At 63.6% G+C, this 24,372-nt stretch carries 25 protein-coding genes; 19 read left to right on the top strand and 6 right to left on the bottom strand.

Annotated elements, in window-relative coordinates; all coding sequences use genetic code 11:
* Positions 1-53: 53 nt before the first annotated feature.
* From AC1VVM_RS11670 to AC1VVM_RS11645, 6 genes are all read left to right on the top strand, one after another.
* Positions 54-857: a crotonase/enoyl-CoA hydratase family protein gene (locus tag AC1VVM_RS11670; protein ID WP_482904053.1), complete on the top strand. Its 804-nt coding sequence runs from the start codon at positions 54-56 to the stop codon at positions 855-857.
* A gap of 58 nt (positions 858-915) precedes the next feature.
* The gene (gene ribB / locus AC1VVM_RS11665; protein ID WP_482905090.1) at positions 916-2,226 is read left to right on the top strand and encodes a 3,4-dihydroxy-2-butanone-4-phosphate synthase; all 1,311 of its coding nucleotides are present in this window, start codon (positions 916-918) and stop codon (positions 2,224-2,226) included.
* Between the two features lies 1 nt (position 2,227).
* Complete coding sequence (gene ribH, locus AC1VVM_RS11660) at positions 2,228-2,647, top strand: 6,7-dimethyl-8-ribityllumazine synthase (RefSeq protein ID WP_482904052.1); 420 nt, start codon at positions 2,228-2,230, stop codon at positions 2,645-2,647.
* 11 nt (positions 2,648-2,658) lie between these two features.
* Positions 2,659-3,600, top strand: a complete 942-nt coding sequence (locus AC1VVM_RS11655; RefSeq protein ID WP_482904051.1) for an aldo/keto reductase — start codon at positions 2,659-2,661, stop codon at positions 3,598-3,600.
* 338 nt (positions 3,601-3,938) lie between these two features.
* On the top strand, positions 3,939-4,076 hold the full coding sequence (locus AC1VVM_RS11650; protein WP_165912026.1) for a hypothetical protein: 138 nt from the start codon (positions 3,939-3,941) through the stop codon (positions 4,074-4,076).
* A gap of 249 nt (positions 4,077-4,325) precedes the next feature.
* The gene (locus AC1VVM_RS11645; RefSeq protein WP_482955080.1) at positions 4,326-4,856 is read left to right on the top strand and encodes a MarR family transcriptional regulator; all 531 of its coding nucleotides are present in this window, start codon (positions 4,326-4,328) and stop codon (positions 4,854-4,856) included.
* A gap of 160 nt (positions 4,857-5,016) precedes the next feature.
* Here AC1VVM_RS11645 and eno read toward each other — a convergent pair whose 3' ends face one another.
* Positions 5,017-6,303 carry a phosphopyruvate hydratase gene (gene eno / locus AC1VVM_RS11640; RefSeq protein ID WP_132385286.1) on the bottom strand — a complete coding sequence of 429 codons (1,287 nt, stop codon included), beginning with the start codon at positions 6,301-6,303 and terminating at the stop codon, positions 5,017-5,019.
* Positions 6,304-6,484: 181 nt separating this feature from the next.
* Here eno and AC1VVM_RS11635 point away from each other — a divergent pair, with 181 nt between their 5' ends.
* From AC1VVM_RS11635 to AC1VVM_RS11615, 5 genes are all read left to right on the top strand, one after another.
* Positions 6,485-7,021, top strand: a complete 537-nt coding sequence (locus tag AC1VVM_RS11635) for a hypothetical protein (protein WP_132385285.1) — start codon at positions 6,485-6,487, stop codon at positions 7,019-7,021.
* A gap of 26 nt (positions 7,022-7,047) precedes the next feature.
* The gene (locus tag AC1VVM_RS11630) at positions 7,048-7,428 is read left to right on the top strand and encodes a phage holin family protein (RefSeq protein ID WP_482904049.1); all 381 of its coding nucleotides are present in this window, start codon (positions 7,048-7,050) and stop codon (positions 7,426-7,428) included.
* Complete coding sequence (locus AC1VVM_RS11625; RefSeq protein WP_482904048.1) at positions 7,428-7,757, top strand: hypothetical protein; 330 nt, start codon at positions 7,428-7,430, stop codon at positions 7,755-7,757. Before AC1VVM_RS11630 ends, AC1VVM_RS11625 begins: the two co-directional genes overlap by 1 nt.
* A gap of 1 nt (position 7,758) precedes the next feature.
* The gene (locus tag AC1VVM_RS11620) at positions 7,759-8,331 is read left to right on the top strand and encodes a hypothetical protein (RefSeq protein WP_207904607.1); all 573 of its coding nucleotides are present in this window, start codon (positions 7,759-7,761) and stop codon (positions 8,329-8,331) included.
* Positions 8,332-8,458: 127 nt separating this feature from the next.
* Entirely contained in the window at positions 8,459-8,680 is a 222-nt protein-coding gene (locus AC1VVM_RS11615; protein ID WP_132385282.1) for a DUF4170 domain-containing protein, read from the top strand.
* A gap of 89 nt (positions 8,681-8,769) precedes the next feature.
* Here AC1VVM_RS11615 and greA read toward each other — a convergent pair whose 3' ends face one another.
* From greA to carA, 4 genes are all read right to left on the bottom strand, one after another.
* Positions 8,770-9,246 carry a transcription elongation factor GreA gene (greA, locus tag AC1VVM_RS11610; protein ID WP_132385281.1) on the bottom strand — a complete coding sequence of 159 codons (477 nt, stop codon included), beginning with the start codon at positions 9,244-9,246 and terminating at the stop codon, positions 8,770-8,772.
* 130 nt (positions 9,247-9,376) lie between these two features.
* Positions 9,377-12,700 (bottom strand): carbamoyl-phosphate synthase large subunit, encoded by a 3,324-nt coding sequence (gene carB / locus AC1VVM_RS11605; RefSeq protein ID WP_132385280.1) that lies wholly within the window; start codon positions 12,698-12,700, stop codon positions 9,377-9,379.
* Positions 12,701-12,747: 47 nt separating this feature from the next.
* The gene (locus tag AC1VVM_RS11600; protein WP_132385279.1) at positions 12,748-13,125 is read right to left on the bottom strand and encodes a hypothetical protein; all 378 of its coding nucleotides are present in this window, start codon (positions 13,123-13,125) and stop codon (positions 12,748-12,750) included.
* A 166-nt stretch (positions 13,126-13,291) separates the two neighbouring features.
* Positions 13,292-14,458, bottom strand: coding sequence for a glutamine-hydrolyzing carbamoyl-phosphate synthase small subunit (carA, locus tag AC1VVM_RS11595; RefSeq protein ID WP_482904047.1), 1,167 nt, complete (start codon positions 14,456-14,458; stop codon positions 13,292-13,294).
* 163 nt (positions 14,459-14,621) lie between these two features.
* On the opposite strand from carA, the gene AC1VVM_RS11590 reads away from it, so the two are divergent.
* The 3 genes from AC1VVM_RS11590 to rpoD are packed head-to-tail and all read left to right on the top strand — an operon-like array spanning position 14,622 to position 19,068.
* Positions 14,622-15,074 (top strand): GatB/YqeY domain-containing protein, encoded by a 453-nt coding sequence (locus AC1VVM_RS11590; RefSeq protein WP_482955079.1) that lies wholly within the window; start codon positions 14,622-14,624, stop codon positions 15,072-15,074.
* A gap of 24 nt (positions 15,075-15,098) precedes the next feature.
* Positions 15,099-17,009: a DNA primase gene (gene dnaG / locus AC1VVM_RS11585; RefSeq protein WP_482955078.1), complete on the top strand. Its 1,911-nt coding sequence runs from the start codon at positions 15,099-15,101 to the stop codon at positions 17,007-17,009.
* Positions 17,010-17,052: 43 nt separating this feature from the next.
* Positions 17,053-19,068, top strand: a complete 2,016-nt coding sequence (rpoD, locus tag AC1VVM_RS11580; protein ID WP_132385275.1) for an RNA polymerase sigma factor RpoD — start codon at positions 17,053-17,055, stop codon at positions 19,066-19,068.
* A 75-nt stretch (positions 19,069-19,143) separates the two neighbouring features.
* Here the strand turns inward: rpoD and AC1VVM_RS11575 are convergent, their stop codons facing one another.
* Complete coding sequence (locus AC1VVM_RS11575) at positions 19,144-20,835, bottom strand: M28 family peptidase (RefSeq protein ID WP_482955077.1); 1,692 nt, start codon at positions 20,833-20,835, stop codon at positions 19,144-19,146.
* 213 nt (positions 20,836-21,048) lie between these two features.
* On the opposite strand from AC1VVM_RS11575, the gene rpiB reads away from it, so the two are divergent.
* From rpiB to AC1VVM_RS11550, 5 genes are read left to right on the top strand one after another with little or no spacing between them, the layout of a single operon-like run.
* Entirely contained in the window at positions 21,049-21,486 is a 438-nt protein-coding gene (gene rpiB, locus AC1VVM_RS11570; protein WP_482904043.1) for a ribose 5-phosphate isomerase B, read from the top strand.
* A 15-nt stretch (positions 21,487-21,501) separates the two neighbouring features.
* Positions 21,502-22,800, top strand: a complete 1,299-nt coding sequence (glyA, locus tag AC1VVM_RS11565; RefSeq protein ID WP_482904042.1) for a serine hydroxymethyltransferase — start codon at positions 21,502-21,504, stop codon at positions 22,798-22,800.
* An 18-nt stretch (positions 22,801-22,818) separates the two neighbouring features.
* Complete coding sequence (locus AC1VVM_RS11560) at positions 22,819-23,043, top strand: hypothetical protein (protein WP_132385271.1); 225 nt, start codon at positions 22,819-22,821, stop codon at positions 23,041-23,043.
* Positions 23,044-23,076: 33 nt separating this feature from the next.
* Positions 23,077-23,577 (top strand): transcriptional regulator NrdR, encoded by a 501-nt coding sequence (nrdR, locus tag AC1VVM_RS11555; protein ID WP_132385270.1) that lies wholly within the window; start codon positions 23,077-23,079, stop codon positions 23,575-23,577.
* A complete protein-coding gene (locus tag AC1VVM_RS11550; protein WP_482904041.1) occupies positions 23,570-24,310 on the top strand; it encodes an RNA methyltransferase in 741 nt (246 codons plus the stop codon). The genes nrdR and AC1VVM_RS11550 overlap by 8 nt, the downstream gene beginning before the upstream one ends.
* Positions 24,311-24,372: the final 62 nt, after the last annotated feature.

The raw sequence follows: 24,372 nt of genomic DNA, 5'->3' as shown, positions 1-24,372 counted from the left end.
CTATGCGTCAACCTGCTAAGGCGGACGCAACAACGAGGAGCAGGACCAACAGCATGACCGACGCCGTACTTTACGAGATCGACGCCGAAGGCATCGTCACGATCACGCTCAACCGGCCGGAACTGCGCAATCCGATCTCCGATCCCGAAGTGATCGAGGGCCTACTTGGCGCGCTGGAGCGGCTGGACAGCGATCCCGCCGCACGCGTTGCCATTCTCACCGGCGCCGGCAAGGGCTTTTCCTCGGGCGGCAACATCAACGAGATGAAGCCGGGTGGCAACGTCAACGGCGGCGAGCCGATCCGCACCCGCCTCAATTACAAGCGTGGCATCCAGCGCTTGCCTCTCGCTTTCGCCGCGCTTGAAGTGCCGGTGATCGCCGCCGTCAATGGCGCAGCGGCAGGCGCGGGCTGCGACCTCACTTGCATGTGCGATCTCCGCATAGCCGGTGAAAGTGCGCGCTTTGCCGAAAGCTTCGTGAAGATCGGCCTGATTGCGGGCGATGGTGGCTCATGGCTGCTGCCCCGCGTGGTCGGCTGGTCGAAGGCCGCTGAAATGGCGCTCACCGGCGACATGATCGACGCGGCAGAGGCACTGGCCTGCGGGCTCGTGTCCAAGGTCGTGCCCGATCATCAGTTGATGGACGAAGCCCGCGCCCTCGCCCGCCGCATTGCCGCCAACCCGCCGCACGCCGTGCGCATGACCAAGCGCCTGCTTTGGGAAGGCCGCCGCAGCGATCTGGCCACCCTGCTGGAAATGGCCGCCGCCATGCAGTCTGCCGCCCACGCCACCCACGATCACGCCGAGGCGGTCGATGCTTTCCTCGAAAAACGACGGCCCGAGTTCAAGGGGACTTGAATTTCGATGTGATGAGTTCATATCGCGATCACACCACGATGTGAAAATGGATAGACTCATGGCAGGCAATGTGATCGAACAGGTGCGCAAGCTCGTCGCCGAAGGCGGCATGAGCAAGTCGGGCCTCGCCCGCGCGGCAGGGCTCCACGCCAATACGCTTCGCGACTGCACCGAGCCCGACTGGAACCCCACCGCCGAAACGCTGACCAAGCTGGAACGCGTGCTGTTCTCTAACGACGACCGCCAGATGCTCGTCCCCATTGAAGAGATCATCGACGAGGCGCGCAACGGTCGCATGTTCATCCTGGTCGATGACGAGGACCGCGAGAACGAGGGCGACCTCGTGATCCCGGCCCAGATGGCGACCCCGGCGGCAATCAACTTCATGGCTACCCACGGCCGTGGGTTGATCTGCCTGACGCTCACCAGCCAGCGCGTCGACGAACTCGGCCTCGACCTGATGAGCCGCCACAACGGCACCCGCCACGAAACCGCTTTCACCGTTTCGATCGAGGCGCGCGAAGGCGTGACCACCGGAATCTCCGCCGGCGACCGCGCCCGCACCATCTCGGTCGCCATCGACGGCACCAAGAGCAAGGCCGACATCGTCACCCCTGGCCACGTCTTCCCGCTGCGCGCCCGCGATGGCGGCGTGCTGGTCCGCGCCGGCCATACCGAAGCCGCTGTCGACATTTCGCGCCTTGCCGGCCTCAATCCCTCCGGCGTGATCTGCGAGATCATGAAGGACGACGGCACCATGGCCCGCATGGACGACCTGATCGGCTTCGCGCGCATTCACGACCTGAAGATCGGCACGATCCGCGATCTCATCGCCTATCGCCGCAAGCACGATCGCATGGTCGAAAAGAAGAACGAGATCACGTTCCAGAGCCACCACGGCGGCCAGTGGCTCGCCCGCAGCTATTACAACAAGGCCACTGGCGATGAGACCATGGCCCTCATCAAGGGCCGCGTCGATCCCGCCAAGCCGACGCTGGTGCGCATGCACACGCTCTCGATGTTCACCGACGTGTTCGGCGAGGAATCGACCGAGCGCGGCAACCTGTTGCACCGCGCGATGGAAATGATCGGCGAGGAAGGGACCGGCGTGATCGTCGTGATCAATCGCCAGATCGGCAGTTCGATGTCGAAGGTCATGGACATCAAGCAGCAGATCCGTGCCGGCGAAATGCCTGACATCGAAGAACTTCGCGACTATGGCGTGGGCGCGCAGATTCTCGCGGAGCTTGGCATCCACGACATGATTCTGCTCACCAACACCCATCATTCGCTTGTCGCATTGGAAGGCTATGGCCTGAACATCGTCGACGAACGCCCCATTCCCTGCGCCCCCGAAGGAGCGAACTGACATGGCCCGTTTCCTCATCGTCGAAGCCCGCTTCTACGACCATCTCAACGACCAGTTGATCGCCGGCGCCAAGGCAGCGCTGAAGGTCGCCGGCCACAAGGCCGAAGTCATCACGGTGCCCGGCGCGCTGGAAATCCCGGCCGCCATCTCGCTGGCCGATGCCACCGGCGATTACGATGGCTACGTCGCCATCGGCGTGGTCATTCGCGGTGAGACCTACCACTTCGAAATCGTCGCCGGGGAATCGGCACGCGGCATCATGGCGCTGACGATGGACGGTATTGCCATCGGCAACGGCATCCTTACCGTGGAGAACGAGGAACAGGCGCTCGTCCGCGCCGATCCCGCACAAAAGGACAAGGGCGGTGAAGCCGCCAAGGCCGCGATTGCGCTCTACGACCTCAAGGAGCGTTTCGCCTGACGGAGAGTTGAATGGCTGATACGGTTCCGGTCGCGCACGCGTACATCGACGGCATCCCCCTCGTTCTGGGCGGGAACGTCTTCGGATGGACTATCGACCGGGACCGCAGCTTTGCGGTGCTCGACGCCTTTTACGAGGCGGGCGGCCGCATGATCGACACCGCCGAGGGCTATTCCAACTGGGTTCCCGGCCACAAGGGCGGCGAATCGGAAGCGATCATCGGCGAGTGGCTACAGGCGCGCGGCGTGCGCAGTGAAATGCGCATCGCCACCAAGACCGGTCAGGGCGGCGCGCCCGGCTCGCTGATACCCGAAAAGGTGCGCGCGGCGTTCGACGGCTCGCTTGAACGCCTGCGCACCGATTACGTGGACCTCTTCTACGCCCACCGCGACGACGGCACGACTCCGCTCGATGAAGTCGCGGGCGTCTATGGAGACCTGTTCCACTCCGGCCGGGCCCGCGAACTGGGCGCTTCCAACTATACGGCCGAGCGGCTCGCCGCCGTGATCGATGCCGCCGACGCACTGGGCGTCCAACACTTCACCGTGCTCCAGCCGCTCTACAACCTTGTGGCCCGGGATGAATTTGAAGGTCCGCTCATGGCGCTCTGCCAGAAGCGCGGGATCGCGGCCCTGCCCTATTACGGCCTTGCGGCGGGCTTCCTCACCGGAAAATACGCCAGCGCCGGCGAGTGGGAAGGCACCACGCGCGCCCATTCTCTCGATGCCGCAGCAGCCCATGGCGGATGGGCCATTCTCGACGATCTGCGTGCGATTGCGGCCGATTCCGGCGCCAGCCCCGCACAAGTCGCGCTCGTATGGCTGAATGCGCAGCCGACCATTGCAGCGCCGATCGCCAGCGCCACCAGTCCCGAACAGGTCCACGAACTTGTCGGCGCGGCGCGCCTCATCCTTTCTGATGAGTGTTTCAATGCCCTTAATACGCACAGTTAGACCGCGTATATCTACCTATATTCATCAGATACATTACTGAATTTACACAATCAGTTCACTGCAAGGTCAGATTTGATCGGTTAGTCAATCCCGTATGTCCTGTACCCAACTTGGACATAGCCGAATGACGAGTTCCCAAATCTCCGAAATGATGTAGCGATCATAACAGAAATATCCGTTACCGATCCTATTCGGAGCTAACTTCAAACCTCGACACCTCGACACCTCGACGCAGAGGCGGGTCGCAGCCCCCGGCCCAGGGATATCGGGCCCTGTCGCGCCACCAGCCGCGACCGACGGAGTATATGCCAGTGAACACCGAACGAAAGCGTGCCGCGTTGATCGAAGCCCTCATGGCGAAATTGCCGGATCTTGAGGAGTTCGGCGCCTTCGTCGCGGCGGCGCATCTCCAGGCGGCGATCGACGCCCTGCGCGTGCCCTCCAACGCGGAGCAAGAAGACTCCAATTCGGAATAAGCTGAACAAGACGGCCTGTCTTCCGCATGCCACAACCCCGTTCGGAAAATGAATTGCGATTTTGCCGCGCCCGAACCTTCCTGTCGAACTCAGTCAGGAAGCTAATCGGATCGACAAGCAAGGCCAAAATTCATGATCTGCGGGAGTAATTGCTGCGAATAGTATCGTGTTCGGTACCCCCGATCGGCACGGAACCATTGCAGCCAGGCGTTTGGTGGGCTCTGGCTTATGGAGAAGACCGATCAAGTTATGCGCAACCGAGCCAAGGCCATACGCCTTATCGGTATCGCCAACGAACTTCTCGCCATGGCGCGGGAACTCGAAATCGGACAGACTATCGCTACCGACGCCGTGATCGGGACCGAGCGCGACGGCGGCAAGGGCGCCAGCCAGGACCACCCCATCTGGGTTGAACTGGCCCGCCAGACTTATGACGATCGCCGCAGGCGGACCAAGATATTCGGATCGGAGGAGCTTTTCGGCGAACCGGCCTGGGACATCCTGCTCGATCTGTTCATTGCCGCCAAGGAACGCCGCCGCGTCTCGGTGACGAGTGCCCGCATCGGCTCGGCGGTTCCCTCGACCACGGCACTGCGCTGGATCACCATTCTCGAAAAGCAGGGTCTGCTCGTGCGCGAGGCGGATCCGGGGGATGCCCGGCGCGTCTACGTCAAATTGAGCGCGCGGGGCTATGCCGCGATGCTCGAATATTTCGCCCATCGCGTTCCGTCGTGTTGCTCGATGACACTCGTACGGAGTTCTCGGCAATGCGCCCGGTAGCCAACCCGTTTCGCCCCTGGGGGTGGGGATCCGGGCACGGAACCGATGGAGGCGACCGGGTGGTCGCTCTACTGACCCAGGCCGATCACCCGGTTACAAAGTCAAAGAAAAGGCCCGGCTCCCCATGGGAACCGGGCCTTCCTTTAAACGGAAAGTCCGATCAGCGCGCGAGACGGCCGAACGCCGAAGCGCCGGCGAACTTTGCGGCCTTGCCCAGCTCTTCCTCGATACGGATCAGCTGGTTGTACTTGGCAAGCCGGTCCGAGCGGGCGAGCGAACCGGTCTTGATCTGGCCGCAGTTGGTGGCAACGGCGAGGTCGGCGATGGTCGCGTCCTCGGTTTCGCCCGAACGGTGCGACATGACGGCGGTGTAGCCGGCGCGGTTGGCGATCGAGACGGCTTCCAGCGTCTCGGTCAGCGTGCCGATCTGGTTGACCTTCACCAGCAGCGAGTTGGCCATGCCCTTCTCGATGCCCATGACGAGACGCTTGGGGTTGGTCACGAAGAGATCGTCGCCAACCAACTGGACCTTGTGGCCGATCTTGTCGGTCAGTGCCTTCCAGCCTTCGAAGTCGTCTTCGCCCATGCCGTCTTCAACCGAGATGATCGGGTAGGCTTCGCACAGGTCGACAAGGTAATCCGCGAACTGGATCGGGCTGAGCGAAAGGCCTTCACCGCTGATCTCGTACTTGCCGTTCTTGAAGAACTCGGTCGCGGCGCAGTCGAGCGCAAGCTGGACGTCCACGCCCGGCTTGAAGCCTGCCTTCTCGATCGAGGCCATGATGAAGTCCAGCGCATCGCGGGTGCTGGCAAGGTTCGGCGCAAAACCGCCTTCGTCACCCACTGCGGTAGCCAGGCCCTTCTCGTGCAGGCCCTTCTTCAGCGTGTGGAAGATTTCCGAACCCCAGCGCACGGCTTCGGCGATCGAACCGGCGCCGACCGGCATGACCATGAATTCCTGGAAGTCGATCGGGTTGTCGGCATGCTCGCCGCCATTGATGATGTTCATCATAGGCACCGGCAGCACATGGGCGGAAACGCCGCCGACGTAGGAATAGAGCGGCAGGCCGCGCGCGTTGGCAGCCGCCTTCGCCACGGCGAGGCTGACGCCGAGGATGGCGTTGGCGCCAAGGCGGCCCTTGTTCTCGGTACCGTCGAGTTCGATCATCGCAAGGTCAAGCTCGCGCTGCTCTTCGGCGTCCATGCCCACGAGTTCTTCGGCGATTTCGGTGTTTACCGAATCAACCGCCTTGAGCACGCCCTTGCCAAGATAAACGTTCTTGTCACCATCGCGCAGTTCGACCGCCTCGTGCGCGCCGGTCGATGCACCCGAGGGGACCGCAGCGCGGCCAAAGCTGCCGTCTTCGAGGAGCACGTCGACTTCGACGGTCGGGTTGCCGCGGCTGTCGAGAATCTGGCGGCCGTGGATATCGATGATCGCGGTCATTCTGGGATTTCCTCCTGAACGGCGCCACTGGAAGAGGCCCTGGCGCTCTCGAGGGCGTCTTAGCAGGGGAACTTGAGGTTACAAGTTGCGTTGCAGCAGCGCGGACAAGTTGTGTTACTCTGTCGGCACATCGCATATAGGCGAAAGACCGGGGTTACCCCGAAACAAGGAGGACAACGCCATGGCCGAACCCACCAGCGGCACGGGAAACGGAACCGAAAACGCCAAGAGCCACTTCAGCAAAGCCGTTGAAGAAGCCCGCGCGGGCGCTCTGGCCCTCGGCAAGGAAGCGCAGACCGTGGCGGAAGGTTATCTTGGCAAACTGAACCAGGCCAAGGGCGAATGGTCGAACGAGGCCAAGAGCCGCTCGGAAGACGCCAAGACCAAGGCCAGTGCCTTTGCGGACGACGCCAAGGTGAAGGCGACCGACCTTGCCAACCAGAGCAAGGCCAAGACCAGCCAGGCGATGGTGGGCCTTTCCAAGCTGATCGACGACAATGTGAGCGTGATCGACGAGAAGGCCGGCCCCAAGTACGGTGACTATGCCCGTACGGCCTCCAAGTCCGTGGCAGATGCCGCAGCCCGGCTTGACGAGAAGACGCTGGACGAACTGGGTGAGGATGCGCGCGAATTCGTGCGCAAGAGCCCGGGCATGGCAATCGGCGTCGCAGTGGCGGCCGGCTTCCTGTTCGGCCGACTGTTCAAGAAGAGTAGCTGATCCGGCCCCCGGCGCGATCTGCAGCAATGCTCGATCCTGACACGTCCCTTCGCTATGACAGCGATATAGAGGACATTTCGCTCGCCCAGGACCTCAAGCTTCTGGCCGAGGAAGCGCGCACGCTGGCGCAGGCGGAACTGGCTTTCCAGAAAACCCGGGCCGCCTACGTCGGTGCGGAAGCCCGCACGATCGCGCTGCTTGGCGTGCTGGCGGCGGTTGTCGTGTTCTTCGCACTGATGGCGCTGGTGTTCGGGCTGGTGCTTTCGCTGGCCTCGGTCCTTGGGCCCTGGCTGGCGACGGCGGTGGCGACGCTGGCCTTGCTTGTGATCGCCGCAATCCTCGGGTTGAGCGCGCGCGGGCGGGTCAAACGGGTGCGGTCCGTGCTGTCGAACGGAGGTACTGACTAATGGCATCGCTCGCCGCCCGCCTGGCCGAACACCGCGCCGTACGCGACGAGGCAAAGGCCACGTTCGATGCCCATTACGCCGCACTCAAGGCCGACATGGAAGAACGCGGGATTGCCGGACGCCTTGCCGACGAAGCGATCGACAAGGCGCTCGACGTTCTCGACGAGGCTGTCGCCGTGGTGGAGACACACCCCGCCGTGGTGGGCGGAACTTTCACCGCGCTGGTGCTTTGGATTTTGCGAAACCCGATCATCGCCTGGATCACCGACATATTCGGTGCCCTGTCGAACCGCGGATCGGATGAACATGAAAGCGAAAAAGGAGCCTGACGTGAGCGACGTTGAACAGAAAACGCCCGCCCAGTCCGCAACCGACGTCAACTTCGGAGCCGTCGTGCCGATCCGGCCGGCGACCGATGCCGACAGTCCGTCGCGAAAGGTCATCGCTTTCGTGAAGAAACACCCGGTGCTGGTCATCGCAGGCGGGCTGGCTGCCGGGGCGGTCGTCAGTGCCCTGCTGCCACGCCGGGTGACCGACAAGGCTATGTCGCGCACGCTGGAACTCGCCGAAGCGGCGGGCGGCGCGGCGCTGCTTCTGGGCCGCAATGCCTCCAGCAAGGCGCAAAGCCTTGGCATCGGCGCCAAGCGTGAGGCCGGACAGATCGCCGACCGTGCCGAAAAAGTCGGCGGCAATGCAGCTGAACGGCTTGAGCGTTACGGACTTGCCGCTCTTGCAGCAGCCAGCGCACTGGGCCGCGCTACGGCGGAGCGCGCGGAAAAAGTCGGCGGCCCTGCCGCACAAAAGGTCAGCAAGCTTGGCCACGACGCGGCGGAGAGCGCCAGCGAGAAGTCGCATCGTTTCATGGAACGCATGCAGGATTTCGCGCAGCGCATGACTCACTGAATTAATATTGCTATTGATTTGCAGGAGCGCAAAGGGCCGTATCGCGCATGCGATCGGCTCTTGCCCTGCAGACCGCCAAGACTTATGGGGACCTCATCTCTCTCCCACAGGAAAGCGGTCCCTCCCCATGCAGAAACTTCACCTCGTGATGGGTGGCCGGGTCAAAGATCCGCGCAGCCTTGAATACGCAAATCTCGAAGAAATGGACCTGGTCGGCGTCTATCCCGATTACGCCTCGGCCGAAGACGCCTGGCGTTCGGCTGCCCACCGTACGGTCGACGACGCGGAAATGAAGTACGTGATCGTCCATCTTCACCGCCTGCTCCAGCCGGACCAGCCGGAAGCCTGAACGGGCTTTCCGCTACCGAACGGCAGCGGATACGAAAAAGGCCGGCTTTCGCCGGCCTTTTCTTTTGCTCTCGTCCGGCGAAGTCCGGTTCAGATGAACTCGATCTTCTGCACCAGGTAGAACTTGTCGCCCGAAGGCACGGTCACTTCAACCTCTTCCTCGACCCGGCGACCGATCAGCGCCTTGCCCAGCGGCGAGTTGTAGCTGATGCGGCCAACACGGGCATCCGCCTCGTAAGGACCGACGATCTGGTACTTCACCGGCTTGTCGTCCTCATCGAGCAACGTGACCGTGGCGCCGAAGATGATCTTGTCGCTGGTCAGCGTGGCCGGATCGACGATCTGGGCGCGCGTGATCTTGTCTTCGAGGTCGGCAATCGTGGCTTCGACCTGGCCCTGACGCTCCTTGGCGGCGTGATACTCGGCATTTTCCGAGAGATCGCCGTGCGCGCGCGCTTCCTCGATCGCATCGACGATCCGGGGGCGCTCTTCACGCAGCGCCTTGATCTCGGCGGTAAGCTTCTCATACCCTTCAGCGAGCATGGGGAGCTTTTCGATACTGGCCATCAAACACTTCCTTCCTGCTGCCTCCCCGCTCCGCGAAACCAGTCGAGGGAGACTAGTTTCCTGTCCCGTCCCTCAGGTCATTCCCGAGGACTGGGCCGATCCGCAGCGATGTGGGGAGGCTAGATCGATTTCAGCTATAATAATCCTGCAACGAACGCACTTCAAGCTGGGTCCCGCGCAGTGCGGAAATTGCCTGTGCAGCAGCGACGCTGGCGGTGGCCGTGGTGAAGTACGGAACCTTGCCGGTCAGCGCCGAAGCGCGGATCGATTGCGAGTCCTTCAGGCTCTGCCACCCTTCGGTGGTATTGAAGATCAGCGCGATTTCGCCATCGACGATCTTGTCGACGATGTGCGGACGGCCTTCCGCCACCTTGTTGACGAGTTCCACCGGAACGCCGGCTTCGCTGAGGTACTTGTGGGTGCCGGCCGTGGCGACGATCTTGAAGCCTTCCTTCACCAGCGTCTGCACGCCGGGCAGGATCACGGCCTTGTCGCTGTCCTTCACCGAGACGAACACGGTGCCGCTGTCGGGCAGGCGCATGCTGGCGCCGAGCTGGGCCTTGAGGAAGGCGCGCGGGAAGTCGGCATCGAGGCCCATGACTTCGCCGGTCGACTTCATTTCGGGGCTGAGCACCGGATCGACGCCGGGGAAGCGCGCAAACGGGAACACCGCTTCCTTGACCGCCATGTAGGGCAGATCACGCTTGAACGGCGGGAAGTCGGCCAGCTTTTCACCCGCCATCACGCGCGAGGCGATCTTGGCGACCGGCTGCCCGAGCGCCTTGGCGACGAAGGGCACGGTGCGCGAGGCACGCGGGTTGACCTCGATCAGGTAGACCTCGCCGTCCTTCACCGCGAACTGGATGTTCATCAGGCCGCGCACGTTGAGACCAAAGGCCAGTGCTTCGGCCTGACGCTCCATCTCGGCGATGATCTCGGCCGAGAGGCTGTAGGGCGGCAGGGTGCAGGCGCTGTCGCCCGAGTGGATGCCCGCTTCCTCGATGTGCTGCATGACACCGGCAACGACGACCTGATCGCCATCGCAAAGCGCATCGACGTCGCACTCAATGGCGTCGCGCAAGTACTGGTCGATCAGCACCGGGCTGTCGCCGGAAACCTGAACGGCGGTGGCAATGTAGTTGTCGAGCTGCTGTTCGCTGTCGACGATTTCCATCGCGCGGCCGCCGAGCACGTAGCTGGGGCGCATCAGCACGGGGTAGCCGATGCGGTTGGCGACGTTCACTGCCTCGTCACGGCTGCGGGCAATGCCGTTGGCCGGCTGCTTTAGGCCAAGCTTTTCGACCAGCGCCGAGAAACGCTCGCGGTCTTCGGCAAGGTCGATGGCGTCGGGCGACGTACCAAGGATCGGGATCCCGGCGTCTTCCAGCGTCTGTGCCAGCTTGAGCGGGGTCTGGCCGCCGAATTGCACGATCACGCCGACAAGCTCACCCTTCGACTGCTCGACGCGCAGGATTTCCAGCACGTCCTCGCCGGTCAGCGGCTCGAAGTAGAGGCGGTCCGAGGTGTCGTAGTCGGTCGAGACGGTCTCGGGGTTGCAGTTGACCATGATGGTTTCATAGCCGGCTTCGGAAAGCGCGAAGCAGGCGTGGACGCAGCAATAGTCGAACTCGATGCCCTGACCGATGCGGTTGGGACCGCCGCCGAGGATCACGATCTTCTTACGGTCGGACGGATTTGCCTCGTTCTCGGGCTCACCGAAGATCGGGGCTTCGTAGGTCGAGTACATGTAAGGCGTCACCGCCTCGAACTCGGCCGCGCAGGAGTCGATGCGCTTGAACACCGGGTGCACGCCCAGCTTCGTGCGCAGCTTGCGCACTTCCTCTTCACTGGTGGCGCCGGTCATGGCGAGCAGGGTGTCGTGCAGCAGGCCCGAGCGCTTGGCCTGAGTCTCGCCCATGCCGCCGGCAACGCCGACCGAACGCACGGCCAGCGTGGCAAGGCGCTTGTCCGAGAAGCCCATGGCCTTCAGGCGGCGCAGACCCTGCGCATCCACCGGCAGGCCGTGCTTCATGATCTGCGCCTCTTCGGCGATGATCTCTTCGATGTGGCGCAGGAACCACTTGTCGTAGTGGGCGATGGCGTGGACTTCATCCACCGTGAAGCCTTCGCGGAAGGCCTGCGCGACATGCAGCAGACGCTCCGGCGTCGCGCGCGACAGCGCGGCGGTGATGACGTCGCGGCCGGCACCTTCCAGCTCGACCACGCGGTTGAAGCCGTCGAGACCGGTTTCAAGGCCGCGCAGGGCCTTCTGCATCGATTCCTTGATGTTACGGCCGATAGCCATGACTTCGCCCACCGACTTCATCGCGGTGGTCAGGTCGTTCTTGGCGCCCTTGAACTTCTCGAAAGCGAAGCGCGGGATCTTGGTGACGACGTAGTCGATGGTCGGCTCGAACGCGGCCGGCGTGGCGCCGGTGATCTCGTTCATGATCTCGTCGAGCGTGTAGCCCACGGCCAGCTTCGCCGCGACGCGCGCGATCGGGAAGCCCGTGGCCTTCGAAGCCAGCGCCGAGGAGCGCGAAACGCGCGGGTTCATCTCGATGACGATCAGGCGACCGTCCTTCGGATTGACCGCGAACTGCACGTTCGAACCGCCAGTTTCGACGCCGATCTCGCGCAGCACCTCGATCGAGGCGTTGCGCATGATCTGGTATTCCTTGTCGGTCAGCGTCAGCGCCGGCGCGACAGTGATAGAGTCGCCCGTGTGGACGCCCATCGGATCGACGTTCTCGATCGAGCAGATGATGATGCAGTTGTCGTGCTTGTCGCGCACGACCTCCATCTCATACTCCTTCCAGCCGAGCAGCGATTCCTCGATCAGCACTTCGGTGGTGGGAGAGGCATCGAGACCCGAGCGGACGATCGCCTCGAACTCGGCCTTGTTGTAGGCGATGCCGCCACCGGTGCCGCCCATCGTGAAGCTGGGGCGGATGATCGAAGGCAGGCCCGTGCGTTCGAGCACGGCGAAAGCTTCGTCCATGGTGTGGGCCACGCCCGAACGGGCCGAATTGAGGCCGATCTTGTCCATCGCGTCGCGGAAGCGCTGGCGATCCTCGGCCTTGTCGATGGCATCGGCGTCGGCGCCGATCATCTGCACGCCGAACTTCTCCAGCGTGCCGTCGTTGAACAGCGCCAGCGCGCAGTTCAACGCGGTCTGGCCGCCCATCGTCGGGAGCACCGCATCCGGGCGCTCCTTCTCGATGATCTTGGCGACCACTTCCGGCGTGATCGGCTCGACATAAGTGGCGTCGGCCATGTCCGGATCGGTCATGATCGTCGCCGGGTTGGAGTTCACCAGGATGACCCGGTAGCCCTCTTCCTTCAGCGCCTTGATCGCCTGCGTCCCCGAATAGTCGAATTCGCAGGCCTGGCCGATGATGATCGGGCCGGCGCCGATGACGAGGATCGAGGAGATGTCTGTGCGCTTGGGCATGGGCTGTCCTGGGGTGTCCTGTGTGTCTTGTATGTCGGACTGGCGGCCTAGGCCACCAGTTCGCCAAACGCCTTGTCCCAGTAATCCGGGCCTTCGGCTTTGGCTTTGAGAATGATCGGGTTGCTGTCCTGTTCCTCGCGGATCACCGCCTTGAACCGGTCAGCCTGAAACTGATGCATCGAACCGCCGTACTCGCCTTCGGTGGTCGACCAGGCGCCCGTTTCGAGCATCCGGTCGATGAAGGCCTGGCCGGCTTCCTTCGAATGCTTGCGCACCTTGGGGCCGAACTTGCGGACGGCTACCGAGATCTTGTCCTCGAAGATGAGCTGCAATTCACCGTAAGGGTAAAAACGCGGCGCAACCGAGAGTTCGGCAGCCTGTCCGGCAATATAGTAAGCGATCATGTGGTCGATAAGAGCGGTCATTATATGGCACCTTGCTTTGCACGGGTTGCCGGCGCGAACGCCGGGAACCCCAGTGCATAGGCAAAGCGACATGCCGGGTCGAAATCTCGCTGATCCGCACCGGCAATGATCGCCGATGCGGGATACGGCGCTAGCGCCGCAGCAAGAAACCGACCCGTGACGCCCATCAGGCCAGCATCCCCACGAACTTTTCGAAGAGATAGAAGCTGTCCTGCGGTCCGGGGCTGGCTTCGGGGTGATACTGCACACCGAAGGCCTTCTTGCCCTTGATCGCAATGCCGCAGTTCGAACCGTCGAACAGCGAGACGTGCGTCTCCTCGACGTTCTCGGGCAGCGACTGGTTATCGACCGCGAAACCGTGGTTCATCGAGGTGATCTCGACGACGGAGTCGTCCAGGCGCTTCACCGGGTGGTTGGCGCCGCGATGGCCCTGGTGCATCTTCGAGGTCTTGGCGCCGGCCGCAAGGCCGAGCATCTGGTGACCAAGGCAGATGCCGAAGATCGGCACGTCACGGTCGAGCAGCGACTTGATGACGGGCACGGCATATTCGCCGGTCGCCGCCGGATCGCCCGGACCATTCGAGAGGAACACGCCCGCCGGCTCCAGCGCGAGGATCGCGTCGAGCGACGTTTCGGCGGGAACCACCGTCACGCGCGCACCGGCCTTCACCAGATTGCGGAAGATGTTGTCCTTGGCGCCGTAGTCGATGGCGACCACATGCGGGCGCGCATCGCCCTCGCCGTTACCGAAGCCCTGGCCGAGTTCCCAGGTCGAGCCTTCCCAGCCCTCCTGGATTTCGCGGCTGACGATCTTGGCAAGGTCCATGCCTTCAAGGCCCGGCCATTCCTGCGCCCGCTTGATCAGTGCGGGAATGTCGAATTCGCCTTCCGGGTTATGGGCGATCACCGCATTGGGCGCGCCCTGCAGGCGGATGCGGCGGGTCAGCGCGCGGGTATCGACCCCGGCGAGACCGACCTTGCCCTTGGCTGCAAGCCAATCGCCGAACTCACCGGCAGAGCGGAAGTTCGAAGGCAGCGTCACGTCCTCGCGGACGACGCAGCCGACAGCGCCATCGACCTTGGATTCGAGATCCTCGTCGTTGACACCGACATTGCCGATGTGGGGGAAAGTGAAAGTGACGATCTGGCCCGCGTAGGACGGATCAGTCATCACTTCCTGATATCCGGTCATCGCGGTGTTGAAGCAGACTTCGCCGACTGCTTCGCCGACGGCTCCAAAGCCGCGGCCCCAGACCACGTGTCCATCGCTCAGGACGAGAACGCCTGTCGCCCCTTCAGGTTTGGGCGCAAGCGTATATGCGGCGTCGGCCATGGTGGGTCGCTCCGTTTACGGCGTTTCTGACTATGTGTGCTAAGGCCCGCCCGCTAGACAGGGTTGTGCACCGCGTCAAGGCGCGAGAGGTGCAATTTGGCGCGCGACTTGCTACTTTTGCGCCACGACAATTCCCCAAACCTATCAGAACAGCAGGAAACCAATGCTTCGTGATTCGATCAAGGCCGCCCAGATCACTGCGATGAAAGCCGGCGACAAGCCGCGCCTGGCCGCAGTCCGACTCATCCTTGCCAAGATCAAGGACCGCGACATCGAACTGCGCACGGCCGATTCTCTGCCGGACGACGATGCCATGGTAATCGACGTGCTCCAGAAGATGGTGAAGCAGCGCCGCGAATCGATCCAGCTCTTCGAGGAAGGTGGCCGTCCCGAGAAGGCCGCCGAAGAGAAGGCCGAAATGACCGTGATCGAAACCTTCCTGCCCGCGCAGCTGTCCGAGGAAGAGACCAAGGCCATTATCGAGGCCATCAAGGTCGAAGTCGGTGCCGAGAACATGAAGGACATGGGCAAGGTCGTCGCCGCACTGAAGGCGCGCCACGGCGCCGAACTCGACATGGGCAAGGCTTCGGGCTGGGTGAAGGCGGCGCTGGCCTGAACCTGACGGAACGGCGGCAGGACCGTGCTTACCCCTCAATGGCTTGACCAGCTTCGCGCCCGCACCACGCTGTCGGCGCTGATTGGTCGCTCCACCCGCCTCCAGAAGGCGGGGCGCGAGTTCAAGGCCTGCTGCCCGTTCCACAACGAGAAGTCTCCCAGCTTCACCGTCAACGATGAAAAGGGCTTCTATCACTGCTTTGGCTGCGGCGCACATGGAGATGCGATCCGCTGGATGACCGACCATCAGGGCCTGTCCTTCATGGATGCGGTCAAGGAACTGGCAGCCGAAGCAGGGATGGACGTCCCTGCCCACGATCCGCGCGCGGCCAAGGCGGCGGAAAAGCGCGATACGCTTCACGACGTCATGGCCGATGCGCAAGCATGGTTCGTGAACAACCTATCCTCGCCCGGCGGCGAAGCGGCGCGCGGCTATCTGGCAACGCGCGGGTTCGACGCTCATACCCTCCAGCGCTTCGGCTTCGGCTATGCGCCGGAGGGCCGGCAGGCGATGAAAGAGGCGCTCAGCAAGTTCCCCGAGGCCATGCTGATCGAGGCGGGCCTCAGGATCGAGGTCGAGAACCGCGATCCCTACGACCGCTTTCGCGGCCGCCTCATGCTACCGATCGAGGATGCGCGCGGCCGGGTCATCGCTTTTGGCGGCCGCATCCTCACAAAGGATAAAACTGAGGCCCCCAAGTATCTGAATTCTCCGGATACGCCGCTGTTCGACAAGGGACGCACGCTCTACAACCTTCATCGCGCCGCACCTGCCGCACGCCAGTCCGGCCGGATGGTGGTGGTCGAAGGCTACATGGACGTCGTCGCCATGGCCGCAGCGGGAATCGGCGAATGCGTTGCCCCGCTCGGCACCGCGCTGACCGAGCACCAGATCGAGATGCTGTGGCGTCATGTCGAAATGCCGGTTCTCTGCTTCGATGGTGACGCCGCCGGTCAGCGCGCCGCCATGCGTGCGGTCACGCGGGCACTTCCGCTGCTGCGCCCTGCCCACTCCCTGCGAATCGTGCGCCTGCCGGAAGGGATGGACCCCGACGACCTCATCAAGGCCAAGGGCGCGCGGGCCATGGAGGACATCCTCGGCACCGCGAAAAGCCTTGTCGACGTGCTCTGGGAAGTCGAACGCGATGCCCAGCCGCTCACGACGCCTGAGGACAAGGCCGGGTTGAAGGCCCGCCTGATGGAGCATGTCGACGCGATCCAGCATCCGGATATCGCCAGCCTCTATCGCCGCGAGCTTCAGGACCGCTATTCGGAGTTCGCCTTTCCCAAGCGCGAAAGCCGCTGGCAACAAGGGGATCGCGGCCAGTCTCGCCCCGGCCAATGGAACCAGCGTGGCGGCGGCGGTGGGCGGGGCAACTTCCAGAAAGGCCGCTGGAGCCCCCTGCCCGAATCGGATCCCGAATCGCTTGAACGCCTGCGCAAGGCCGCCTCGGGCGGCGCGCGGGATGGTCTTTCCGCCGCCGTCCTTGCCGGCCTGATCCGATGGCCCGACCAGATCGCGCGCCATGCCGAAGCGTTGGCCCGCACCCCCGGCCTCGATCCGCGCTTTTCCTTGCTGCTCGATTGCTACGACGTGAACCATCATGCGAAGGAACCGCTTGTAAGCGAGGCTCTTGCCACCATATTGTCGAACAGTGGCCTGGAGATCCCCGGCACCGCAGAATACTCCGGATTGCGCTTCGGGTTCTTAAATCCTGACGCAAGCGCGGATCAGGCGGCAGAGGATCTTGTGCAGGCCGTCGATCTCTTGGTGGAGCGTCCGGTACTGGAAGCGGCTTTGGCGCAGGCAACATCCCGCTTCGAAAGCGAACTATCGGATGAGGCTTTTGCCGAACAGCAACGTCTTCTCAAGAGAAAGCTGGAATTCGATAGTCGCCTAAGGCAAATGGCTACTAGGCAGGCGGCTTCGTCATGATTGTTTAGAATCAGGGCGTAGGCACGGGGAAAACGGCGGATAGATGAGCAAAAACGACAACACCGGCGATACCAACGACGATGCGCCGCTGATCGACCTCAACGAGGCCTCGATCAAGAAGCTGATCGCCCGCGCCAAGCGCCGGGGTGTCATCACCGTTGACGAGCTGAACGAGGCCCTCCCGCAGGACCAGATGTCCACCGACCAGATCGAGGACATTATGGCCGCGATCTCGGAAATGGGCGTCAATATCGTCGAGAGTGACGAAGACGCCGACAATAGCCAGGACGACGACCGCGAGTCGGAAGAGGCCGATGGCGACGAGATTTCGCCGCGCATGGTGGTCGACGCCAAGAAGAAAGAAACGGTTGAGCGCACCGATGATCCGGTGCGCATGTATTTGCGCGAGATGGGCGCGGTCGAACTGCTCAGCCGCGAGGGCGAAATCGCCATCGCCAAGCGGATCGAAGCCGGCCGCGACATGATGATCCTGGGCCTCTGCGAGAGCCCGATTACTTTCCACGCCATCATCCAGTGGTCCGAAGCGCTCAACAACGGCGAGATGCAGCTGCGCGAGATCCTCGATCTCGACGCGATGCTCTCGAAGGAGCCTGCGCCCGAAAGCCTGTCGGAAGACGGTGAAGGCGACGACGACGGCGAGATCAGCGAAAAGACCGCCGGCCCCTCGTTCAAGGAGGACGACGAGGCCGAGGAAGAGGAAACCGTCGACGAACTGGACGAGGATGGCGAGCCCCGTGCCAAGCGTCCGGTCGAAGAGGAGGAGGAAGACAACACCCTCAGCCTCGCGCAGATGGAAGCGGCCCTCAAGCCGGAAGCGCTTGAAAAGTTCATCCTCATCACCGAGCTGTTCCGGGCCTTCGAACGCCTCCAGTCCGAGCGCCTCGACGCGCTTGCATTGGGCATCGACTTCCCCGCCGCCAAGGAAGAGCAGTACCAGTCGCTGCGCGAGGAACTGACCGCGCAAGTCGAATCGGTGAAGTTCCACGCGACGAAGATCGAATACCTCGTCGACAATCTCTACGCCTTCAACCGCCGCCTGACCGCCCTTGGCGGCCAGATGCTGCGTCTGGCCGAGCGCCACAAGGTGAAGCGCGCGGACTTCCTTGAGACCTACGTGGGTCGCGAGCTGGACGACGCGTGGCTGTCGGACATGTCGAAGAAGGACAAGAAGTGGGCCGCCTTCGCCGAGGCAGAGGCCGATCCGGTCGAGCGCATCCGCGCCGAAGTTTCGGACATCGCCGCTGCCACCGGCATGGCGCTTCCCGAGTTCCGCCGCATCGTCAACATGGTCCAGAAGGGTGAGCGCGAGGCGCGCATCGCCAAGAAGGAAATGGTCGAGGCGAACCTGCGCCTGGTGATCTCGATCGCCAAGAAGTACACGAACCGCGGCCTGCAGTTCCTGGACCTCATTCAGGAAGGCAACATCGGCCTGATGAAGGCGGTCGACAAGTTCGAGTACCGCCGCGGCTACAAGTTCTCGACTTATGCCACCTGGTGGATCCGTCAGGCGATCACGCGCTCGATCGCGGATCAGGCGCGCACGATCCGTATCCCGGTCCACATGATCGAAACGATCAACAAGCTAGTCCGCACCAGCCGCCAGTTCCTTCACGAGCAGGGCCGCGAGCCGACGCCGGAAGAAATGGCCGAGCGCCTGTCGATGCCGCTCGAAAAAGTGCGCAAAGTGATGAAGATCGCCAAGGAGCCGATCTCGCTCGAAACGCCGATCGGCGACGAGGAAGATTCGCATCTGGGCGACTTCATCGAGGACAAGAACGCGATCATCCCGGTCGACGCAGCGATTCAGGCGAACCTCAAGGAAACGGTCACCCGCGTCCTTGCCTCGCTCACGCCGCGTGAAGAGCGCGTGCTGCGCATGCGCTTCGGCATCGGCATGAACACCGACCATACGCTTGAGGAAGTGGGCCAGCAGTTCTCGGTCACCCGCGAACGTATCCGTCAGATCGAAGCCAAGGCGCTGCGCAAACTCAAGCACCCGAGCCGCAGCCGCAAGATGCGCTCGTTCCTCGACCAGTAACGGTCGAAAGCCGGACACTTCAGAAACGCCCGCAACTCCGGTTGCGGGCGTTTTTCTTTGCCTGCGCGGGTTTTCTTACCTCGGCGCGTAGACCGGGATGCTCAGCGCCGGGGCGTCAAGCCGAACCCAGAGCGCAACACCCACGGCCGCCAGCAGGAGGAGAACGGTCAATACCTGCGATCCCCGCAGCGAAACCGGCGCACGCAGCGGCACCAGCGCGCAAACGGTGACCGCAAGCGGCAGTACCGCCACCATCGGCATGGTCGGGCCCACCGCCTGCATCAGCAAATAGCCGAGCATCAACATATAGCCCGTGACCACGCCGGCCACGATCACTTCGGCCGTACGAACCACGCTGCCGAACTCGAACGCTCTCAGCAGAGCGACAACGCCGCCCAGCAGCAGCGGTATCGTCAGCACATAGGCGGCCGTCGGCGCGAAAATCTGGAACGCCGCGCCGGCCAGCCACAGTGGCAGGACAAGACCAGCCTCTCCGGCGGGCCTATCCGGCTTCCGCCCAACCACCAGCAGCGCCGCGGCAAGGCTGGCGCAGAAGGTCATGATCTGGAGGCGGGGGATCGCCGCGAGCCGGTCATAATAGTTCACCGGCCCATCCGCGCCCGACAGCAGATTGAGCAAGTAAAGCGCAGCGCCGGTCACGATGACGAGCCCAAGCATGCGCCCCAGCCCGCCCACGAACGCCCGCCCCTCGAAACGCCGCAAAGCATGCACCGCATAGCCGGCGAAACCGACCGCCAGCATCACCCAACCCCACCACGCCGCGTAGTGGACCGCGAAAAGTCCGAACACGTCGAAGAACACGATGTCGGGTGACTTGCCGGGCAGTTCCGGCGCATTTGCCATCGCCCGCGCCAGCCCCAGCGCCTGTTCGCCCATCTGCTGGAGCGAGCCCCGATCGAGATTGGCGGCGGTCGACAGCGGTGAATGATAGAACGCCGGCCTGCCGATAAACGCGAAGTTCCACGCCGGATAACCGTGCGGCAGCGCCACGGTGAGATCGGTGTCGTTGGGCAGCACGCTGTAGATGAAGGTCGCCAGCGACGTCCCCGCCGGGTGCGGCACGGACGAGGCCCAGAGCCGCGCCACATCGCCATTCATGGCCGAAGTCTGGAACAAGTTGGCCTTGCCCCCGCCCCCGCGCGTCTCAAGATTGATGATTGCGCCGATCTGCCGCGCTTCCGGCGCCTGACCGAAGAACAGCCTCGCACCATTGAGGTTCGCTTCCTCGCCATCGGTGAGGATCACCATCACGTCGCGGCGACGTTCGCGATCCTGTGCAAGCGCCCGAACGGTTTCCAGTATCGAGGCAACGCCCGCCCCGTCGTCGGCTGCGGCGGGAGAACCCCAGACGCTGTCGTAATGCGCCATCAGCGCCACCGCCGGCAGATCGCGATCCTTGCCGGGCAGCACGGCCACGATGTTGACGAGCGGGATTTCCGCCCGGTTTTCGCCGCTGCGCCGGTTCAGCTGGTCGCGCACGTCTGCGGGAAACAGGCCCTGCTGCGTGCGCACTGTCATGCCGAAGGCACCGAGCCGGTTCATCAGATAGCCGCGCAGAGCCGCATGCTCCTGCGATCCGCTGGGGTGCGGCGCGCGGGCGATGCGCGTGATGTCCGTCATCGCCCGTCCGGCGGAGAACGTTTCGGCAGGCGCCTCGACAGACGCAGAGCGAGGCGGCGTCGTCCCCAACACGGCCAGGATCACCGCAAGAAGGAGCGCAAGAACAAATGGCTTTGCCGACTTCACCGCTAACCCCTTTCGAGAAACGGAGAACATCCTTCCCGCCGCCATCCCTGTCAATCGCGCCGGACAAGAGGCTTTCGGCACTATAAATCGGCGCTATTATGCCCATTCCCGTTAATTGCGCCCCATGGGGCGGACAATGGTGGCATTGCGACGAAGTCACGACTAAGGGGATGCGCAAACGAATCCCCGCATCAGGACAGGCACACCGCTCCCATGCGCATTGCGATTGCATCTGACCACGCCGCCGTCGACCTCAAGGCCGAACTGCGCGAATACCTCATCGAACTCGGCCACGAAGTTGCCGATCTCGGCCCCGAAACCGCCGACCGTGTCGATTACCCCGACTACGGCTACAAGCTGGCCTCGGTCGTCGCCGACGGCACCGCCCAGTTCGGCGTCGCTCTTTGCGGCTCCGGCATCGGCATTTCGATCGCCGTGAACCGCGATCCGGCCTGCCGCTGCGCGCTCGTTTCCGAGCCGCTCTCGGCCGCGCTCGCGCGTGAGCACAACGACGCCAATGTCATTGCCATGGGCGCCCGCCTGACCGGCATCGACATGGCCAAGGCCTGCCTCGACGCTTTCCTCTCGACCGAATTCGGTGGCGGACGCCACGCGGGCCGCGTCGAAAAGCTTTCCAATCCGTCCTTCTGAAGGGGCTTTCAGAACATGACCGTCGAAACCGCCATCCGTTCCCCGGGCTTCTTCACTGACAGCGTGGCCCAGAGCGACCCCGCCGTCGCCAAGGCCATCGGCCACGAACTCAAGCGTGAGCGCAAGCAGATCGAGCTGATCGCATCGGAGAACATCGTCTCCAAGGCCGTGCTTGAAGCACAGGGCTCGGTGCTGACCAACAAGTACGCCGAAGGCTACCCCGGCAAGCGCTACTACCAGGGCTGCGAGCCTTCGGACGAAGTCGAAACGCTCGCCATCGAACGCGCCAAGCAGCTGTTCGACTGCCAGTTCGCCAATGTGCAGCCCCACTCGGGCGCGCAGGCCAACGGCGCCGTGCTGCTCGCCACCGTGAAGCCCGGCGACACCATCATGGGCATGAGCCTCGATGCCGGCGGCCACCTTACGCACGGCGCCCGCGCCGCGCTTTCGGGCAAGTGGTTCAAGGCCGTGCAGTACGGCGTGACCAAGGACACCCACCTGATCGACTACGATGAGGTTGAGGCCCTTGCCAAGGAGCACCAGCCCAAGCTGATCATTGCCGGCGGCTCCGCCTATCCGCGCGTGATCGACTTCAAGCGCATGCGCGAAATCGCAGACGCCGTGGGCGCGCTGTTCCAGGTCGACATGGCGCACTTCGCCGGCCTCGTGGCTGCGGGCCTGCACCCCTCGCCCTTCCCGCACGCGCACATCGCCACCACCACCACGCACAAGACGCTGCGCGGCCCGCGTGGCGGCATGATCCTCACCAATGACGAGGCGCTGGCCAAGAAGATCAACTCGGCGGTGTTCCCCGGCCTTCAGGGCGGCCCGCTGATGCACGTCGTCGCCGCCAAGGCCGTCGCTTTCGGTGAAGCGCTGCGTCCCGAATTCAAGGACTACGCCGCGCGCGTGATCGAGAACGCCAAGGTCCTCGCCGACACGCTCAAGGAGCGCGGCGCCGCGATCGTTTCGGGCGGCACCGACACCCACCTCGCGCTGATCGACCTCTCGCCGCTGGGCGTGACCGGGAAGGACGCGGACGAGGCGCTGGAACGTGCGGGCATCACCTGCAACAAGAACGGCATCCCCTTCGATCCGCTGCCGCCGATGAAGACCAGCGGCATCCGCGTCGGTTCGCCCGCCGGCACCACCCGCGGTTTCGGCCCGGCTGAATTCCGCGAAATCGGCAACATGGTCGCCGACGTGCTCGACGGCCTTGCCAAGTGCGGCGAAGCAGGCGACGCTCAGGTGGAGCAGAACGTGCGCGCGCGCGTTGAAGCGCTGTGCGATCGTTTCCCGATCTACGAGGACTGATCCAGGAGCCCCAGTGCCATGACCGACCCCGAACGCCCCAACGACACCGGTGATTTCATCTCGGACGCTCGCCACGAGCTTGCCGGAATGTTGCAGGATGGCCTCGACCATCCGTCTACCAAGCCCGTGTTGCTCTGGGGCGCGGCGGGGGCGGTCGCCGGTGCCGTGCTGCCGTTTGTCTCGATCCCGCTCGGCCTTGCGGTCGGTGCGGGATACCAGTTCTACAAGCGCGTGCGGCCCTGAGGCCATCCTTGGAAATTGAAAGTAACTGACTGAATGCGCTGTCCTTTCTGCGCCCACGATGATTCCCAGGTCAAGGACAGTCGCCCGACCGAGGACAACACGTCGATCCGCCGCCGCCGCCAGTGCTCAAGCTGCGGCGCGCGCTTCACCACGTTCGAACGCGTCCAGCTTCGCGAAATCACCGTGGTGAAGAGCGACGATGCCCGCGAGCCGTTCGACCGGGCCAAGATCGAGCAATCGGTCACCCTCGCCTGCCGCAAGCGCGGGATCGAGCGCGAGAAGATCGACCAGCTCGTCTCCGGCGTGCAGCGTCAGGTCGAAACGCTGGGCGAATCCGAAGTCCCCTCGCGCGAGATCGGCGAGATGGTGATGGAGGGCCTGCGCCAGCTCGATTCGGTCGCTTACATCCGCTTTGCCTCGGTCTACCGCGCGTTCAACGAAGCGCGCGATTTCGAGGCATTCGCCGGCACCGTACGCGATGTGGCCGGGCAAGGTGCCACCAAGGGCGCAGCAAAGGACGGCGACAATGGCTGACATGAACAAGCCGGTCATCGTGCTGGTCCGCCCGCAACTGGGCGAAAACATCGGCAAGGCCGCGCGCGCCATGCTCAACTTCGGCCTGACCGAGATGCGCCTCGTCGCTCCGCGCGATGGCTGGCCCAATCCCTCAGCCGGTCCCGCCGCCGCCGGCGCCGACACGGTGCTGGAACACGCGAAAGTTTACGAGACGCTGGCCGAAGCCGTTGCCGATTGCGCCAACGTCTACGCCACCACCGTCCGCAAGCGCGGCGTAACCAAGCCGGTTGTCACGCCGGAACAGGCCGCGCGCGAAGTGCATGAGGCACAAGGTCGTTCGGCCTACGTGTTCGGCCCCGAGCGTTCGGGTCTGGAAACCGAGGATGTCGCGCTTGCCCGCGCGATCCTGACGGTGCCGATCAACCCGGAGTTCGCCTCGCTCAATCTGGCGCAGGCCGTGATCCTCTGCTCCTACGAGTGGTCGAAGGGCGTCACCGCCTCTGGCGAACTGGCGCAGCCGACCGTGGAGGACCTGCTCCCCCCTGCCCCGCAGGAAGAATTGGAAGGCCTTATCGGCCACTTCGAGCAATTGCTCGAACCCAAAAACTATTTCTGGCCCGAAACGCGTGCGGCGGCCAATCGGCTGACCTTGCGCAACCTTCTCACGAAGCCGGGCTGGAATCACCTCGAAGTGCGCACCCTTCGCGGTGTGCTCTCTGCCCTCGGAAACGAGCGTCGCCCGCGTAGTTGAGCCGTTTTTCGGCTTATCCGCTTGACTTTCACCCCCGAGCCCGTATGGGGCACCCCTTCACA

Source organism: Novosphingobium sp. BL-S-33 (assembly GCF_056857025.1).
Note: the sequence above shows the minus strand (reverse complement) of the source record. Positions and strands in the feature narration are given on the sequence as shown.